Annotated in this window: 15 protein-coding genes; 6 read left to right on the forward strand and 9 right to left on the reverse strand. The window is 63.9% G+C overall.

Annotated elements, in window-relative coordinates; all coding sequences use genetic code 11:
* Positions 1-35 precede the first annotated feature (35 nt).
* The 4 genes from ACIPO9_RS07720 to ACIPO9_RS07735 all read right to left on the reverse strand — a co-directional run bounded on the left by ACIPO9_RS07720 (position 36) and on the right by ACIPO9_RS07735 (position 4,855).
* Positions 36-1,055, reverse strand: coding sequence for a putative 2-aminoethylphosphonate ABC transporter substrate-binding protein (locus tag ACIPO9_RS07720; RefSeq protein WP_400607837.1), 1,020 nt, complete (start codon positions 1,053-1,055; stop codon positions 36-38).
* Between the two features lie 69 nt (positions 1,056-1,124).
* Complete coding sequence (locus ACIPO9_RS07725; RefSeq protein WP_400779806.1) at positions 1,125-2,834, reverse strand: putative 2-aminoethylphosphonate ABC transporter permease subunit; 1,710 nt, start codon at positions 2,832-2,834, stop codon at positions 1,125-1,127.
* On the reverse strand, positions 2,834-3,874 hold the full coding sequence (locus ACIPO9_RS07730) for a putative 2-aminoethylphosphonate ABC transporter ATP-binding protein (protein WP_400779808.1): 1,041 nt from the start codon (positions 3,872-3,874) through the stop codon (positions 2,834-2,836). The genes ACIPO9_RS07725 and ACIPO9_RS07730 overlap by 1 nt, the downstream gene beginning before the upstream one ends.
* Positions 3,875-3,997: 123 nt before the next feature.
* A complete protein-coding gene (locus ACIPO9_RS07735; RefSeq protein ID WP_274130374.1) occupies positions 3,998-4,855 on the reverse strand; it encodes a LysR family transcriptional regulator in 858 nt (285 codons plus the stop codon).
* Between the two features lie 185 nt (positions 4,856-5,040).
* On the opposite strand from ACIPO9_RS07735, the gene ACIPO9_RS07740 reads away from it, so the two are divergent.
* Together ACIPO9_RS07740 and ACIPO9_RS07745 are read left to right on the forward strand one after the other, a co-directional pair.
* On the forward strand, positions 5,041-6,000 hold the full coding sequence (locus ACIPO9_RS07740; RefSeq protein ID WP_400779874.1) for a threo-3-hydroxy-L-aspartate ammonia-lyase: 960 nt from the start codon (positions 5,041-5,043) through the stop codon (positions 5,998-6,000).
* A gap of 23 nt (positions 6,001-6,023) precedes the next feature.
* A complete protein-coding gene (locus ACIPO9_RS07745) occupies positions 6,024-6,410 on the forward strand; it encodes a RidA family protein (protein ID WP_400779810.1) in 387 nt (128 codons plus the stop codon).
* A 13-nt stretch (positions 6,411-6,423) separates the two neighbouring features.
* Here ACIPO9_RS07745 and ACIPO9_RS07750 read toward each other — a convergent pair whose 3' ends face one another.
* Positions 6,424-7,050 (reverse strand): transcriptional regulator, encoded by a 627-nt coding sequence (locus ACIPO9_RS07750; protein ID WP_274130376.1) that lies wholly within the window; start codon positions 7,048-7,050, stop codon positions 6,424-6,426.
* 160 nt (positions 7,051-7,210) lie between these two features.
* Here ACIPO9_RS07750 and ACIPO9_RS07755 point away from each other — a divergent pair, with 160 nt between their 5' ends.
* On the forward strand, positions 7,211-8,434 hold the full coding sequence (locus ACIPO9_RS07755) for an MFS transporter (RefSeq protein WP_400779812.1): 1,224 nt from the start codon (positions 7,211-7,213) through the stop codon (positions 8,432-8,434).
* A 280-nt stretch (positions 8,435-8,714) separates the two neighbouring features.
* Here the strand turns inward: ACIPO9_RS07755 and cobF are convergent, their stop codons facing one another.
* On the reverse strand, positions 8,715-9,473 hold the full coding sequence (cobF, locus tag ACIPO9_RS07760) for a precorrin-6A synthase (deacetylating) (RefSeq protein WP_400779814.1): 759 nt from the start codon (positions 9,471-9,473) through the stop codon (positions 8,715-8,717).
* 10 nt (positions 9,474-9,483) lie between these two features.
* On the reverse strand, positions 9,484-10,359 hold the full coding sequence (locus tag ACIPO9_RS07765; protein WP_400779816.1) for an AraC family transcriptional regulator: 876 nt from the start codon (positions 10,357-10,359) through the stop codon (positions 9,484-9,486).
* 107 nt (positions 10,360-10,466) lie between these two features.
* On the opposite strand from ACIPO9_RS07765, the gene ACIPO9_RS07770 reads away from it, so the two are divergent.
* Positions 10,467-11,000, forward strand: coding sequence for a carboxymuconolactone decarboxylase family protein (locus ACIPO9_RS07770; RefSeq protein WP_400779818.1), 534 nt, complete (start codon positions 10,467-10,469; stop codon positions 10,998-11,000).
* A gap of 61 nt (positions 11,001-11,061) precedes the next feature.
* On the opposite strand, the gene ACIPO9_RS07775 is transcribed toward ACIPO9_RS07770, so the two are convergent.
* Positions 11,062-12,978 (reverse strand): sigma-54-dependent Fis family transcriptional regulator, encoded by a 1,917-nt coding sequence (locus ACIPO9_RS07775; RefSeq protein ID WP_400779820.1) that lies wholly within the window; start codon positions 12,976-12,978, stop codon positions 11,062-11,064.
* 280 nt (positions 12,979-13,258) lie between these two features.
* Here ACIPO9_RS07775 and ACIPO9_RS07780 point away from each other — a divergent pair, with 280 nt between their 5' ends.
* Positions 13,259-15,082, forward strand: coding sequence for an NAD(P)/FAD-dependent oxidoreductase (locus tag ACIPO9_RS07780; RefSeq protein WP_400779822.1), 1,824 nt, complete (start codon positions 13,259-13,261; stop codon positions 15,080-15,082).
* Between the two features lie 41 nt (positions 15,083-15,123).
* Here the strand turns inward: ACIPO9_RS07780 and ACIPO9_RS07785 are convergent, their stop codons facing one another.
* Positions 15,124-15,744, reverse strand: a complete 621-nt coding sequence (locus ACIPO9_RS07785) for a LysE family translocator (RefSeq protein ID WP_400779824.1) — start codon at positions 15,742-15,744, stop codon at positions 15,124-15,126.
* Positions 15,745-15,855: 111 nt separating this feature from the next.
* On the opposite strand from ACIPO9_RS07785, the gene ACIPO9_RS07790 reads away from it, so the two are divergent.
* Positions 15,856-16,017 (forward strand): DUF2986 domain-containing protein, encoded by a 162-nt coding sequence (locus ACIPO9_RS07790; protein WP_274130385.1) that lies wholly within the window; start codon positions 15,856-15,858, stop codon positions 16,015-16,017.
* Positions 16,018-16,184: the final 167 nt, after the last annotated feature.

Here is a 16,184-nt window from a genome sequence, read left to right on the forward strand (position 1 = left end):
AGGGCGTCACCCGGATGACGGGTGACGCCCGTTGATCACTTGCTCACAGGCTCGGACTTGCCGTCATAGCGCTTGCGCCATTCGGCGAGGATGCGGTCGCGGTTCTCCGAGGCCCAGTTGAAGTCGTTCTTGATCAGGCGCTGTTCGTAGTCGGCCGGCAGCTCCTGGAATGGCTCGGCCAGGCCAGGCTGGGCCAGCACCGCGAAGTTGGCCTTGTAGAGGTTCATGGCCTCGCGGCTGGCAGAGAAGTCTGCAAGCTTGCGCGCGGCATCCAGATGGGCAGTCCCCTTGATGATGCCAGTGGCCTCGATCTCCCAGCCCAGGCCTTCCTTGGGCAGCACGATGTCCAGTGGCGCGCCCTTGCGCTTGAGCTGCACGGCCGGGTATTCGAAGGAAATGCCGATCGGGAACTCACCCGCCGCCGCCTGCTTGCAGGGCTTGGAGCCGGAGTGGGTGTACTGGCCGATGTTCTGGTGCAGCTTGTCCATGTAGGCCCAGCCGCCGTCTTCGCCAAAGGTCTGCAGCCAGGCGCTGACGTCCAGGTAGCCGGTCCCGGAGGACGCCGGGTTAGGCATGATGATCTTGCCCTTGTAGACCGGATCGGCCAGGTCTTCCCACTTGGTTGGCTTGGGCAGACCCTGCTTCTGCGCCTCGACGGTGTTGAAGCAGATGCTCGCGGCCCAGACGTCCATGCCGACCCAGGACGGCGGGTTGGCGCTGTCGCGGTAGTTGGCCCTGATCTGATCCAGGTTCTTGGGCGCATAAGCGTCGAGCATGCCCTGCTTGTCCAGGATCGCCAGACTGGATGCCGCCAAGCCCCAGACCACGTCAGCCTGGGGACGGTCTTTCTCGGCCATCAGCTTGGCCGTGACGATGCCGGTGGAGTCGCGCACCCACTTGATGCGGATGTCGGGGTTCTGCTTCTCGAACGCCTCCTGATAAGGCTTGAGCTGCTCGACTTCCAGCGCGGTGTAGACGGTCAGTTCAGTGGCTGCCTGGGCTTGCAGGGTCATGGCGGCGAGCAGGCTGGTGAGCACGACAACGGGTTTGAACATGGGAGAGCTCCTGTGGGGAAATGGGCTTGATTGAGAAGACGATCAGAGAGTTCGTGCCGGGTTAGCGCATCAATGACCGGGCGCCACGCGCCAGGCCTGGGAACGCTTGAGCAAGCCGCGCGAAACCTGGGCGAGCAGCAGCGAGACGCCCGCGGATGTGAGCAGGATCAGGGTGGACATGGCGGCGGCACCGCCGACGCTGCCGGCGTCATCCATGTTCAGCACGGCAACCGACGCCAGCACCGTGTCCGGGCTGTAGAGGAAGATCACCGCCGACACCGTGGTCATGGCCGACACGAACAGGTAGCGGATGATGTCCAGCAGTGCGGGCAGGCAAATCGGCAAGGTCACACGCAGGAAGTGGCGGTACATCGGCACCTTGAGCGACAGCGCTGCCGCCTCGAACTCGCCGTCGAGCTGGCGCAGCGCAGTGGCGGTGGTCATTTGCGCGGTGGTCAGCAGGTGCGCCACGGTGCAGATCACCAGCAGCGTCATGCTTCCGTACAGCGCGTGCAGCGGATTGGCCGGCAGGTTGAAAAAGAACACGTAGCCCAGACCCAGCACCAGCCCCGGCACCGCCATGGGGATGAAGCAGAGCAGGCGCAATACCTGGGTCAGGCGAGTCTGGCGGGTCTTCTCCAGCAGGTAGCTGCCGGTGAAGATCAGCGCACCGCCGAACAGCGCGCAGGCACCGGCCAGCAGCAGGCTGTTGCGGTAGGCGAGCCAGCCGCCAGGCAATTCGGAGAAACCGTAGTTGTTCAGCGACAGGGACAGGTCGTACGGCCAGAACTTGACCAGCGACGAATACACCGCCATCCCAAACACTCCGAGCAACGCTGCACTGACCAGTGCGACCAGCAGCAGGAAGCCTGCGTCGCGACGGCGGTGGGGCTTGGGATGATAGATCTGCGCACGGCCACTCATCGCATCGCGCTGGCGACGGCGCAACCACAAGTCCACCGCGAAACTGAGCAGTGCCGGCAGCAGCAGGAACATGCCGATCAGCGCGCCGCGGCCGAACTGTTGCTGGCCGAGCACTGCCTTGTAGGCTTCCAGGGCCAACACCTGATAGTCGCCACCGACCACCACCGGCACGCCGAAATCGGTGACGCACAGGGTGAACACCAGGCAGCCGGCCGCGAACACGCCCTGGCGGCTGCTCGGCCAGGTGATGCTGCGAAAGGCGCGCCACGGCGAAGCCCCCATGCTCGACGCCGCATCGAACAGCCTTGCGTCGGCCAGTGCCAGCGCGCTGAGCAGGACCATCAAGGCATGGGGAAAGGTGTAGATCGCCTGACCCAGCACGATGCCCCAGAAACCATAGATGTTGTCCGCGACCCAGCCCCGCAGCAGCCCCTGGTTGCCGAACAGGTAGATCAGCGCGATCCCCGGCAACATCGACGGCGCCAGCAGCGGCAGCAACGAGATGCCACGCCACACGCCCTTGCCCGGGATACAGGTGCGCTGCAGGGCATAGGCGAAACCGTAGGCCAATGGCACAACGATCATCACCACGGTCATGGCGCTGGTCAGGCTGTTACCCAGCAGCCAGCGAAAGTTGGCACCGCCGAACAGCTCCGCCGCCGCAGCCAGCCCCCCGCCCTGCTGCGCATCACCGGCAAGCCCGCGCCAGATCATGGCCAGCAGCGGCAGGACCACGGCCAGCACCAGCAGAACCAGCATCAGCCATTGGCCGCCCTGGATGAACAGGCGGTCGGTCAGGTCTTCGGATCGGCGAGTGCTTGTCGCCTGCGCCGACAGGGTGCTTACCTGTTCCATCAGACGAACACCTGCAGGCTGTGCGGGGGCATGGCGACCCGAATCCGGTTGCCCTGCAACAGCGGCATGGCTTCCGGCGCCATCTCGGCCAGCAGCGCGTGGCCCGGCAAGTCATCGAGTTCGAAGCTCACACGGCAGCGATTGCCGAGAAAGGTCATCTCGTGCATGCGCGCCGCGAACTGGTTTTCCTGTTGCGCCTGGGGGTTGATCATCACCGCCTCGGGGCGGCAGAACAGACGGCCCTGGGCATTGCCGCCGGCCTGGGCCAGGCGAAGACTGATCTGCCCCACGCGGGCCTGGCTGCCTTCGCGATGGCACGGCAGCCAGTTCCCCTGGCCCACGAACTCGGCGACGAAGGGAGTCGCGGGTTTGTCGTAGATCTGCTGCGCTGTCGCGTACTGCTCCACCCGGCCGTGATTCATGACCGCAATGCGGTCAGCCATCAACATGGCTTCATCCTGGTTGTGGGTCACCATCAGGGTGGTGATCCCGAGCTGGCGCTGCAGCCCCCGTAGCTCTGTGCACAGGTGCTCACGCACCCGCGCATCGAGTGCCGACATCGGCTCGTCGAGCAACAGCAGTGACGGGCTGGGCGCCAGGGCACGCGCCAGGGCAACGCGCTGCTGTTGGCCGCCGGAGAGCTGCGCCGGGTATTTGTGGGTGCTTGAACCGAGACCGACCAGTTCGAGCATTTCGGCAACCCGCGCACGAATGGCCTCGCGCCCCTGCCCCGACAGACCGTAGGCGATGTTCTGGCCGACGGTCAGGTTGGGAAACAGCGCGTAGGACTGGAACAGGATGCCGTAGTCCCGGGCCTGTGGCGGCAAGGTCGAGACATCACGCCCGGAAAAGTGAATGCGTCCCTTATCCTGATGCTCCAGGCCCGCGATGCAGCGCAGCAAGGTTGTCTTGCCGCAGCCCGACGGGCCCAGCAGGCAGACCAGTTCCCCCGCCGCGATATCCAGCGACACGCCGTCCAGCGCCTTGAACGTGCCGAAGCCTTTATGAATGTCGCGCAATTGCAGATCGACAGTGGCCATGGGGGTAACCTCGCTTGATAGAAAACGAGGGTTATCCTGAGCGCCGCTTGCGAAGGCTTCGTGGCAAAAAGGCAAAAGCTGCCGATAGTGGTATCAGCATTTTTGTGATGTGAAACGGCGGGGCTAGCAGGTTTCCCGGGCAATGCTCAGGAACGCCGCTGGCAGGCGTGCCTGGCGACGCTCGCGCAGACAGTAGAGATATTCGGGGATCATCGGCGCATCGTCCAGCGTCACCACGCGCAGATCCGGGTTGTCCGGCACCTCATGGCGACCAATCACGCTGATGCCGATGTTGCGCAGCACCGCTTCACGGATCGACTCGCGGCTGCCAATCTCCAGCATTGGCCCAGGCGCCACACCTGCTGCGCGCAGCATCTGCTCGGTGAGCATCCGCGTCGTGGAGCCGGTCTCGCGCATCAGCAGGCAATGCCCGGCCAGGGCCGCAGGCGACAGCCGCGAATGAACCGCCAACGGGTGGCTGCGATGCACCGCCAGCACCAGAGGATCGTGGCCAAGCACCAACTGGGTGAATCGCCCGTCGTCCTCCAGTTGCGAAGACGCGGCCAGGTCCACCCGGTACTCCTCCAGCGCCTCGACCACTTGCTGCGAGTTGCCGATTTCCAGGGTCACCTGGATCTGCGGGAAGCGCTCTCGAAAACGCCGGACCAGATCCAGCACGTAGTAAGGCGCCGTCGCCGCGATCCTCAGGCAGCCCTGCATCTGCCCGCTGTTACGCAGGAAGAACTCGATGTCGGCCTCCTGCTGCAGCAGTTTCTGCACCATCGGCAGCAGGCGGGCGCCCTCCTCGCTGACCGTCAGGCGACGACCGCCGCGATAAAACAGCTCGACCCCGTATTGCGCTTCCAGGTTGCGAATCTGTGTGGTGACGGTGGGCTGGCTCAAGCCGAGCTTCTTCGCCGCCTGGGTGATGCTGCCCAGGCGAGCAACCATGTGGAAGGATTTCAACTCGGCGGATAGCATCAGGTATGCGGCTCTTGGGAGGTGCCCCGTACAGGCGGGCTGGGACGTTGATCGAGGCTCAATGATACCCCGGAAAGCCCGGGCGGATCACAGCTGTCGCCCGCCAATTTACACAACGTCTAAATATGGATAATGTGTCTTGCAACGCCATTCACTCTGCACCCGAGGAGATCGCTGTGGACTCACTGTCTCTACCCACCTTCAAAGACGTACAGGATGCGGCCGCGCGCATCGAAGGTCATGCGCACCAGACCCCGGTCCTGACCTCACGCACCATTGACGAAGAAATCGGCGCGCAGCTGTTCTTCAAGTGTGAAAACCTGCAGCGCACCGGCTCGTTCAAGTTTCGCGGAGCGTTCAACACCCTGTCCCGGTTCGATGAACAGCAACGCAAGGGCGGTGTGGTGGCCTTCTCTTCGGGCAACCACGCCCAGGGCATTGCACTGGCGGCAGCGCTGCTGAAGATGCCCGCCACCATCGTCATGCCCAACGACGCACCGGCGGCCAAAGTGGCAGCGACCCAGGGCTACGGCGCGACAGTGGTGTTCTACGATCGCTACACCGAGGATCGCGAAGCCATCGGCCGGGCCTTGGCGCTGGAACACGGGATGACCATGATTCCTCCGTACGATCACCCCGATGTGCTGGCAGGACAAGGCACCGCCGCCAAGGAGTTGCTGGAAAGCACCGGCCCGCTGGACGCGCTGTTCGTCGGGCTCGGCGGCGGTGGCATGCTCTCGGGAACGACGCTGTCCACCCGCGCCCTGGCCCCGGATTGCCTGCTGTATGGCGTCGAGCCAGAAGCTGGCGATGACGGGTTGCAATCGCTGCGCAAGGGCGAGATCGTCCACATCGATACCCCAGCGACCCTGGCCGATGGTGCCCAGACCCAGCATCTGGGGCGCTACACCTTTCCGATCATTCAGGCCGGGGTGACCGACATCGTCACGGTGTCCGACGCTGAACTGGTGGCCGCCATGAAGTTCTTCGCCCAGCGCATGAAGATAGTGGTCGAGCCCACCGGCTGCCTGGGGCTGGCAGCGGTGCGCAAGATGAAAGAGCAACTGCGGGGCAAGCGCGTGGGCGTGATCATCACCGGCGGCAACGTCGACATCGAACGCTACGCGGCGTTGCTCACTTCATGAACGCCGGGGCCAGGAAAGACACCATGCACATCGTGACCACCGAGCGCGCCTCACCACCTGCCGGGCATTACTCGCAGGCAGTCATCCATCAAGGTTCGCTGCACATTTCAGGTCAACTGCCGGTCAGCCCCGACGGGCGCCATCACCTCGACGCGCCGTTCACCCAACAGGTGGGGCTGATGCTCGACAATCTGCTGGCCATTCTGGAGGCGGCCGGCTGTTCGGTGGAGGATTTGGTCAAGGTCACGGTGTATGTGGCGGGCGTGGAGCATTGGCCGGAGTTCGACCGGGTCTATGCCCAGCGCCTGGGCAACCATCGCCCGGCCCGGGTGGTGGTGCCGGTGCCGGAATTGCACCATGGCTATCTGGTGGAAATCGAAGCGCTGGCACAGGTCAGCGCCCTGCCCTGAGCCAACCTGAACCTTACCGGGCGTCGTTGTAGACCGTCGCCCGGGAAACCCCCAGGTACGCAGCCACGGTTTCCATCGAGCGGCGGATGTCCAGCAGCCCGGCCTCGCGCAATTCCTGCATCAGCACACGCCGGTCCGCCGCCTTTAGCGCGCGCGGCGTGGTGGCAAGGCGTGCGGAAAACTGGTCGATGCGGCCACGTATCAGCTCTGCGCTGCCCACCTCCAGCGTTTCTTCGGGACGGTCTTCGCCAAAGGCACTGAACTGGTCAAGCATGCCCTGCAGCCCCCGGAAAACCGAGAGATCGACGTTCATGCACAGCGCCGCAACGTACTTGCCGGTGGAGTCCTTGATGCCAATCGAAGTGCTTTTCACCTGTCGGCCATCGCTGAAGCGGTTCGGGTAATTGGCGATCACCTGGGGATAGGCCGGGTCGGCAATCCGCGCCAGGCCCAGTTCCGTGGCGGGGTCGCCTTCGCTGCGCCCGGAGAGGTTGTTGTGAATCGCCAGGATCGCATGTTGAGGATCGCGCAGATCGTGCAACACCACTTCGCAGAACGGGCTGAAGGTCTCGCTCAGGCCCTTGGCGATGTGGCCGAGCTGTTCGATGAGGGCGTGTTGTTCGGGGGTGTGTTTTTTCATCTGGACAAGATATCCAGAAGCTGGAAATAACGTCAATCGCCATTCATGACACACACGCCAGCGCGCCAAGTATTGATACCATGCGCGCCGTGCGAACGTGGCGGTTGCCCTAGCGGGACCTGCCAATGGAACAGGCCACAACAACAAGAGTAAGTGATTGGTGCGCGAAGGGATCAACCCCATCTCCATGTCGGCGTTTCAGTGGGCGATCGTCAGCCTCTGCATGCTGTTCAACGTCATCAACGGGCTGGACGTCATGGCGATGGCGTTCACGGCCAACAGCGTCTCGGCGCAATGGGGGCTCAGCGGCTCGCAGCTTGGGGTGCTGCTCAGTGCAAGCCTGGTGGGCATGGCCTGCGGGTCGATGTTCGCCGCGCCTGCTGCCGACCGTCATGGGCGCCGGCCGATGTTGCTGATGGGGCTGCTGCTGAGCGGTCTGTGCATGCTGTTGTCGTTCTGGAGCGAGAACCTGTACTCGTTGATGCTGCTGCGTGGCCTGACGGGGCTTGGCGTCGGGGCGGTCGTGGTGGGGGCCAACGTGCTGGCCCATGAACATGCAAGCCCCGAGCGACGCAGCCTTGCCGTGGCCCTGCAGTCGGTGGGATTCGGGCTGGGCGCAAGCGTGGGCGGCATGCTGGCTCACACGCTCAATGACACTGAAGGCTGGCGCTATGTGTTTCTGGCGGGTGGCTGCATTACCTTGGGCGGCTGGCTGACCGGGGTGTTGTGGTTGCGTGAGTCCGAGGCATTTCTTGCGCTCGGCACCCGCCGTCAGCGCAGCTCAGGGCCTGCTTCGGTGTCGATGAACTACCGGCAACTGTTCGCCCCGGGCCAGTGGCAACTGACGGTGCCCTTGGCGACGGCGCTGTTTCTGATCATGTTCAGTTTCTACTTCGTGACCAGCTGGACGCCGACGCTGCTGATTCAGAGTGGCTTTTCCGAAAAGGACGGCGCGGCAGGCGGCATGTTGCTCAGTAGTGGCGGCATGCTCGGTGCATTGGCGATGGGCTTGGGCGGCAACCGAATAGGCGTTGGCAGGTTGTTGTTGGGGTTTGTGTTGCTGGATGCGATCTTGATGGGCTTGATCGTGCCCGCGACCCGCCTGGGCTGGCTCGGGGGCGCGGTGGGCTTTTGCAGCGGTATGTTGCTGTATGGCGCGATTGCCGGGCTATTTACGCTGGCGCCACGGGCGTTTTCCACTGCCATCCGCACCCGCGGCGTGGGTCTGGTGCTGGCGGCCGGGCGCCTGGGTTCAATCGTCTCCCCCGCTGCAGCCGGCTTGCTGATCGACGCCCAGTGGACGGCCCAAGGCCTGTTTACCTTCTACGCCATCAGCCAGCTACTGGCGGCGCTGCTGATCTGGCGCCTGGGTAAACGCGCCTGACCCAACTGCAATAGTGCCCTCAAGCCCGTCCCCGCGGGCAAGCCCGGCTGCTACGAAGCATTGGGGTACGCAAATGCCAGGTCCGACACCAAACCCGTAGCAGTCCGGCTTGCCGGCGTCGCCGATCTCGAAACCGCTGACGCCGGCGAGCCGGACTGCTACAGACAAATGGATGTACGCAAATTCTACGTTCGACACCAAACCCGTAGCAGCCGGGCTTGCCCGCGGGGGCGATCTTGAGGACGCTGTCGCCGGCGAGCCGGACTGCTACGGGGGTTGCCTAATCCCTTCGCTTGAGCAAATAGGTATCCATGATCCAGCCATGCCGCTGCCGAGCCGCGCTGCGCTCGCGCTGAATCTCGTCGGCGACGTCCTTCAACCTGCCGGCAATCAGGATCTCATCCGGCGTCCCCAGGTACGCCCCCCAATAGATATCCAGGTCCTGATCCACCAGGGTCTGCCAACTGTTCTCGGCGTCCAGCATCACCACCACGCTCTCGGCATCTCCGGTCAGGCCCTTGGCCACACGCCGCCCGGTGGTGATCTCGACCGATTGCCCGATACTGTTGAGCGGTACGCGGTGCCGGGCCGTGAGCGCCTGAACGCTGGTGATGCCGGGGATGACCTCGTAGGCAATGTCGTGCCGGCCTTGCTCGATGATCGCATCCACAATGCGGATGGTGCTGTCGTACAGCGACGGGTCGCCCCACACCAGAAAGGCCCCACACTCCCCATCGGCCAGTTCTTCGGCAATCAGACGCTCGAAGGTCTGCTGCTTTTGCGCGTTCAGATCGTCAACCGCCCGCCGGTAATCCGCAGCCTCGCGCCGCCGCTCGGGATTCAGCGCCTCGACGATCCGATAATTGCCGTGCTCGATGTAGCGCTCGCAGATGTCCCTGCGCAGGTCGTTGAGCTTGACCTTGTCCGAGCCCTTGTCCATCAGGAAAACCACATCGGCCCGGTTGAGCGCCTTGACCGCTTGAATCGTGATGTATTCAGGATTCCCTGCACCGATGCCGATGATCAGCAGTTGTTTCATCGCAACCTCCTCAGACGTCGGCCTCTTGCGCCGCCTTGGCCAGCCACTCCCGTGGCGACATCCCCACCTTGGCCGCGAATGCCCGCGACAGCGCCGAGGGGTTGGCGTAGCCCAGCTCCTCGGCCAGCAACTTGATCGGCTGCCCGGCGCGCAGTCGCCCCTGGGCCAATGCCATGCGCCAGTCACCCAGATAATCCGCAGGTGTCTGCCCGACCACCTCGCGAAAGCGATTGGCGAAGGCCGTGCGCGACATCCCCGCACAGCCGGCCATGCGTTCCAGCGACCAGTTCTCCCCCGGTGCGTCATGCATGGCCACCAGGGCCCGGGCCAGGCGCGGGTCCGACAGCCCGGTGATGAAGCCCGGTTGCACCCCGGCTTCCTGAGGATGGTCGAGCAACCAGCGCATCAACTGGATCACCACCACCTCGAAGATGCGGTCCACCAGCAGTCGCTGGCCGCAGCGCAGTTGATCGGTCTCTGAGAACAACAACTCAAGGGCCATCTCCAGCCCCGGTACCCGGGCCAGGGGTATCGCCACCAGCGCTGGCAACGCCCGGGCCAGGGGATTGTAGGCGCCGCCATCGAAGCTCAGCCGCGCGCAGGTGAAGTCCGAACCCTCTTGCGGCGGATTGTGAAAGCGATGGGTCAAGGGCCGTGGGTACAGCAGCAACGTCGGCTCATCGAATCGCAGCAAGCCCAGCCCACGACGGTCGCCCGGGTGGCTCACCTGCAACTCGCCACGGCGCAGGACATGCAGGTAGCCATACCCTTCACTCGCGGAAAAGGTCGTTACTCCGCACAGGGCACCCGAATGATAGAGCTGAGCCTGAACCCGAAAGCGTTCGAGGATGCCTGAAAGTCGATCCAGTGGGGGCAGTGTCTGCATTTGTACTAATGGGTATGTTTAGTGAATGTATTGATCCCAATCATACAGCAACTTTTCCTAGACTGGCCACGCTGTATCACACAGCACCCACTTCTCAGGAGATCGATATGTCCCGTGTAAACCTTCAGACCCAAAACGCCCCTGCCGCCAGCCAGCCGATCCTGGCCCAGATCCACCAGGCATTCGGCGCTACGCCGAACATGTTCAAGGCCGTGTCCAACTCTCCGGTGGCCCTGCAGAGCATGTGGGCTGCTTTCGGCGCACTGGGCAAAGGCACGCTGGGCGCCAAGCTCGGCGAGCAGATCGCCGTGGCCATCGCCAATCGCAACCGCTGCGAATACTGCCTGGCGGCCCACACCGTGCTCGGTCAGAAAGCCGGTGCGACGTCCGCTGAAATGTCGGCTGCGCAGATCGGCAAGGCTAACGATGCCAAGACTGCTGCCGCTCTGACCTTCGCCCTGAAAGTGGTCGAACAGCGCGCACAGATTACCGATCAGGACGTCACCGGCCTGCGCGACGCCGGCTTCAGCGATGAGCAGGTCGTGGAGATCATGGCGCATATCGCGCTGAACCTGTTCACCAACTACATCAACGTCGCCCTGAATATCCCTGTGGACTTCCCCAAGGTCGCCCTGAGCTGACGCGACCGGGCCCCGCCGATGTCTGGCGGGGCTCATCCGGCTGGCAGAACTGCCCCAAAGGCTATTGGCCCTGGGCCGATCCCTGCCGGGCAATGCCGTGCTGCTTGAGTTTGCGATACAAGGTATTTCGGCTGATTCCCAGACGCTCGGCCACCCGGCCGATGTGCCAGTGCTCCTCGTCGATCAGCGTCAACAGGGTCTGTCGCTCTGAAGTGCCGAGCGGATCCTCCCCCAATGTACGCGGCGTAGTTGCTCCCGGCAGCAGTTCGACGACGTCTTCGAGACTGACGAGCCCTTCCCATGCCAGTGCCACGAGAGTGCGCAGACAAGTGCGCAGTTGGCGCACGTTGCCAGGCCAGGGTTGTGCCAACAGATGCTCGCGCACGCCCGGTTCCAGGGTGATCGCGCTACCCGCCGCCTCTTCACGCAGCAACAGATCGAGCAGGCTGCCTTTGTCCGAGCGTTCACGCAGAGGCGGCAGTTGCACGGTGAACCCGCCCAGCCGGTAAAACAGGTCTTCACGAAAATGCCCTTCGGCCACGCTGGCTTGCAGGTCCTGATGGCTGGCGCTGATCAGCCGCACATCCACCGCACGGGCCGTTGCGCTGCCCAGGGGCACCACCTGACGCTCTTCCAGCACCCGCAACAAACGGGTTTGCAGGGCCAGCGGCATGTCGCCGATTTCGTCGAGAAACAGGATGCCGCCATGGGCCTGCTCGAGCTTGCCGACCATGCCCTCCTTGCGCGCCCCGGTGAAACTGCCGCCGCGATAGCCGAACAGTTCGCTCTCGATCAGTGTTTCAGGAATGGCCGCACAGTTGATTGCCACAAACGGCTGGCGCGCCCGGGAGCTGGCGCGGTGCAGCGCTGCGGCGAACGCCTCCTTGCCGGTGCCGGTTTCGCCATGCAGGAACACCGGCACGTCCCGCTCCAGCACCCGCAATGCGCGGGACAGACCGCGCTGCAGACGCGGGTCTTCGAGGCACACTCGGGTGTCGAGGATTTTTGGCAGCTCGGCCGCAGGTCTTGCGGGGGTGCGAACCGGCTCGCGCAACTGGCCATAGAACAGGCGCCCGTCAGCCAGGCGCAGCGGCCAGCACAGGCCAGGTTGCGGGCTCGCGTGGGCGAGCAACTGCTCAAGGGGCGATTCGAGCAACAGCGTCAGGGGCTGTCCAACCAATTGTTCACGGGCCAGTCCCAACAGATCCAGCGCCGCCTGATTGACCGAACAGATCCGCGCAGTGTCGTCAAAACTCAACAAGCCCTCCCCCAACAACCCGACGAACCGCGCCTCGGGGTGAAACCGCAACAGATAGCGATGGGGCTCGTGACCGAGGAAAAAACAGTTTTCGATCAGCTTGGCGGAAAGATTGGTCAGCGCCATGGCCTGGAAGCGCTGGTGCAGGCTGTGCTCTTCACGGGCGCTGGACAGGTTGAGCACCGCCAGCAGTTCGCCGCGGGCGTCGAAGATGGGGCTTGCCGAACAGGTCAGGCCCGCGTGACGGCCACGGAAATGTTCATCCCGGCGGATCGTCACATGCTGACGTTCCACCAGGCAGGTGCCCACGCCATTGGTGCCTTCGATGTCCTCGCTCCACATCGCGCCCATCCACAGCCCGGCGCGCTGGAAATCCACCCGCTCGGCCTCATTGAACACACTGTCGATCACCACGCCCTGGGCGTCGGTCAGCAGCACCACATGGCCGTCGCCACCCAGCTGCTGATGCAGGCTGCTCATCTGCCAGCGGGCCACGGCGATGATGTGTTCCAGCGGCGCACGGTGATCCTGCAAGCGCGGGTGTTCGACCACATTGGGCGCACGCTGGCTGGCCGGATCGAGCTGGTGCTGGTCCAGGCATCGGCGCCATGAGCGGGTGATGGCGGCGTCGGCCATCGGACCATGGCCCTGCGTCTGGGCCGAGCCATGCACCGCTTGCAGCACCTGCTGGGCATGGGCGCTGATCAAGGCAGATGTCATTGTTCTTGTTCTCCGCTGCGATTGCGACACAACTTGAATGGGCAGCTTAGAACAAATGCCGCGGCATGGGCGGATTACCGGTCGGTTATCGTCACCAGCGCTGCAGGGGTGACAATTTGTCCTGCGCCATTCCCGAATTCGTGACATTCACGCCGGCGGCATCCCCGCCGTCGTCTGGCAGATCGGCTCGCACGCCCTCTACAAAGCGCCTTTCAGCGAGATGGCCCGGCCCTTGCTGACAGCCCTGTCGCCACAAAAACAAAAAACAGGGAGAAGCCCCATGAATGTCGCGATCGAAACCCCGCTACAGAACCCCACTGCCCAGCTCACCGACTGGCTCGAACGCCTGGAGCAATCGCTCGGCCAGGGCGATCTGGATGCCACCCTCGGCCTGTTCAGTGAAGAGTGCTACTGGCGAGACCTGCTGCTGTTCAGTTGGAACCTCGTCACTCTGGAAGGCAAGCCCGCCATCCGGGACATGCTCGAAACCCGCCTTGAACAGACTCGCCCGCAGGGCTGGAAAGTCGAAGGCGACGCCACGCTGGACAACGGCGTGCTCGAAGGCTGGATCAGCCTGGAAACCGATACCGCTCGCGGCAAGGGCTACGTGCGCCTTAAGAACGGCCTGTGCTGGACGCTATTGACCACCATGCGTGAACTCAAGGGGTTCGAGGAACCCAACGGCCGCCGCCGCCCGCTTGGGGCCACCCACGGCCATGGCCACCCTGACAAACGCAACTGGGCTGAGCGCCGCCGCGATGAAGAAGCCTCCCTAGGCATTACCACTCAACCTTACTGCCTGATCGTCGGCGGCGGCCAGGGCGGCCTGGGGCTGGCGGCACGCCTCAAGCGCATGGGCGTGCCTACCCTGATCATCGACAAGGCCGAGCGCCCCGGCGATCAATGGCGCGGCCGCTACAAGTCGCTGTGCCTGCACGACCCGGTCTGGTACGACCACATGCCCTACCTGCCCTTCCCCGATCACTGGCCGGTGTTCACGCCCAAGGACCAGATCGGCGACTGGCTGGAGATGTACAGCAAAGTCATGGAGCTCAACTACTGGACCCGCACCGAGTGCATCGGCGCCAGCTTCGACGAGCAGAGCGGCACCTGGACCGTGGAAGTCCAGCGCAACGGCGAGCGCCTGACCCTGCACCCGACCCAGTTGATCCTTGCCACCGGCATGTCCGGCGTTGCCAACGTGCCGAGCTATCCGGGTGCCGAAAGCTTCAAGGGCCAGCAGCATCATTCCAGCCGCCACCCCGGTGGCGATGCCTGGCGCGGCAAGCGCGCAGTGGTCATCGGCGCCAACAACTCGGCCCACGACATCTGCGCGGACCTGGTAGAGAACGGCGCAGAGGTGACCATGGTCCAGCGCTCCTCGACCCACATCGTGCGCTCCGACAGCCTGATGGATCTGGTGTTCGGCGGGCTGTACTCCGAAGACGCCGTGGAGAGCGGGCTGACCACCGACAAGGCCGATATGCTGTTTGCCTCGATTCCGTACAAGGTCATGCCCAGCTTCCACCAGCCGGTGTTCGACGCCATCAAGGAGCGTGACAAGGACTTCTACGAGGGCCTGAGCAAGGCCGGTTTCATGCTCGATTTCGGCGATGACGAATCGGGGCTGTTCATGAAGTACGTGCGGCGCGGCTCGGGCTATTACATCGACGTCGGCGCCTCGCAACTGATCGCCGACGGCACCATCAAGCTCAAGAGCGCGCCGGGGCTTGGCGTGGAGCGCATCGAAGCCGACGCCGTGGTGCTCAACGATGGCACCCGCCTGCCGGCTGACCTGATCGTCTATGCCACCGGCTACGGCTCGATGAATGGCTGGGCGGCGAAGCTGATCTCCCAGGAAGTCGCCGACAAGGTGGGCCGCTGCTGGGGGCTGGGTTCGGGCACCACCAAGGACCCAGGACCGTACGTGGGTGAGCTGCGCAACATGTGGAAGCCCACGCAACAGCAGAATCTGTGGTTCCACGGCGGCAACCTGCACCAGTCACGGCATTACTCGCTGTACCTGGCGCTGCAACTCAAGGCACGCTTCGAAGGGCTGCCGACCCCGGTGTTCGGGCTGGCCGAAACCCATCACCTGGGCTGACGAAACGGTTGCCCGGCTCCGGCCGGGCAATCGCCCTGCATTCAGCGCTTGCTGAACGCCAGACGCGCCGCGAACAGCACGAAGATCATGCCCGTGGCGCGGTCCATCCAGGTAATGACCTGCGGACTGCGCAGTACACCGGCAAGAGGCTGCGTGGCGGCGATCAGCGCCAGCGACCAGAGCAACCCAAGCACCACATGAATGCTCACCAGACCGAAGGTCCAGGCCACCAGCGGCTGACCCTGCGGAATGAACTGCGGCAGGAACGACACGTAGAAAATGCCGATCTTGGGATTGAGCAGATTGCCCAGCATCCCTTTCATGAACCAGTTGGCGTCAGGCCTTGCGGCAGTCGCTTCGGAAGCCAGCGAGCGACGGGGGCGCCACAGCATGTTCAGCCCCAGCCAGGCCAGATAGCCCGCGCCGCAGAATTTCAGCACATTAAAGGCAAGCTCGGACACCGCGATCAACGCACCCAGTCCGAAAGCGACCGCCGCCCCCCACAACAGGCACCCGGCATTGATGCCCAGCGCCGCCCGAAACGCCTGAAACCTGCCCTCCACCGTCGCTGTGCGCAGCACCAGGGCGGTGTCCAGGCCAGGGGTGAGGGTCAACACGGTCGCGGCCAGGGTAAAGGCCAGGATATTGTCGGCGATGGACATGGTGCAGGGTCTCGGCAAGATGAGCGCAAACGTTAACACGAGTGGTGTTCACCCGGCCTTCTCAGTATTCTGGCAGGCCCGCGCACGCACCATTGCCTCGAATCGAAAACCATGAACCGTCAGAAGAAAATCAAGCAACTGCTCAAGGCCCACGCAAAAAAAGCCAGCGCCAAACTCGCGCCCAAGCGCAAATCGACCTACATCAGCAAGGCCGACCGTTTGAAGCTGGCGGCTGAAGCAGCGCCTGAGGCTGTAACTCCGTCCGAGGAATGACCGCGCGGACCTGGCGGACCACCACGCTCGCGTAGCAGTCCGGCTTGCCGGCGTCGGCGGCCTCAGAATCGCTCCCGCGGGCAAGCCCGGCTGCTACGGGGTCGGGTTGTTCGCGGAATCTGGGCATGGCTGCCGTTCCGTAGCAGCACGGCTTGCCGGCGGGGGCG

Origin of the sequence: Pseudomonas sp. NPDC090203 (assembly GCF_044746765.1) — a bacterium.
GTDB classification, from domain to species: Bacteria; Pseudomonadota; Gammaproteobacteria; order Pseudomonadales; family Pseudomonadaceae; genus Aquipseudomonas; species Aquipseudomonas putida_AD.

Excerpts from the sequence above, each read along its gene's own strand:
- ACIPO9_RS07720 (WP_400607837.1), bottom strand. The coding sequence starts at position 1,055 with ATGTTCAAACCCGTTGTCGTGCTCACCAGCCTGCTCGCCGCCATGACC.
- ACIPO9_RS07725 (WP_400779806.1), bottom strand. The coding sequence starts at position 2,834 with ATGGAACAGGTAAGCACCCTGTCGGCGCAGGCGACAAGCACTCGCCGA.
- ACIPO9_RS07730 (WP_400779808.1), bottom strand. The coding sequence starts at position 3,874 with ATGGCCACTGTCGATCTGCAATTGCGCGACATTCATAAAGGCTTCGGC.
- ACIPO9_RS07735 (WP_274130374.1), bottom strand. The coding sequence starts at position 4,855 with ATGCTATCCGCCGAGTTGAAATCCTTCCACATGGTTGCTCGCCTGGGC.
- ACIPO9_RS07745 (WP_400779810.1), top strand. The coding sequence starts at position 6,024 with ATGCACATCGTGACCACCGAGCGCGCCTCACCACCTGCCGGGCATTAC.
- ACIPO9_RS07750 (WP_274130376.1), bottom strand. The coding sequence starts at position 7,050 with ATGAAAAAACACACCCCCGAACAACACGCCCTCATCGAACAGCTCGGC.
- cobF (WP_400779814.1), bottom strand. The coding sequence starts at position 9,473 with ATGAAACAACTGCTGATCATCGGCATCGGTGCAGGGAATCCTGAATAC.
- ACIPO9_RS07765 (WP_400779816.1), bottom strand. The coding sequence starts at position 10,359 with ATGCAGACACTGCCCCCACTGGATCGACTTTCAGGCATCCTCGAACGC.
- ACIPO9_RS07770 (WP_400779818.1), top strand. The coding sequence starts at position 10,467 with ATGTCCCGTGTAAACCTTCAGACCCAAAACGCCCCTGCCGCCAGCCAG.
- ACIPO9_RS07775 (WP_400779820.1), bottom strand. The coding sequence starts at position 12,978 with ATGACATCTGCCTTGATCAGCGCCCATGCCCAGCAGGTGCTGCAAGCG.
- ACIPO9_RS07780 (WP_400779822.1), top strand. The coding sequence starts at position 13,259 with ATGAATGTCGCGATCGAAACCCCGCTACAGAACCCCACTGCCCAGCTC.
- ACIPO9_RS07785 (WP_400779824.1), bottom strand. The coding sequence starts at position 15,744 with ATGTCCATCGCCGACAATATCCTGGCCTTTACCCTGGCCGCGACCGTG.
- ACIPO9_RS07790 (WP_274130385.1), top strand. The coding sequence starts at position 15,856 with ATGAACCGTCAGAAGAAAATCAAGCAACTGCTCAAGGCCCACGCAAAA.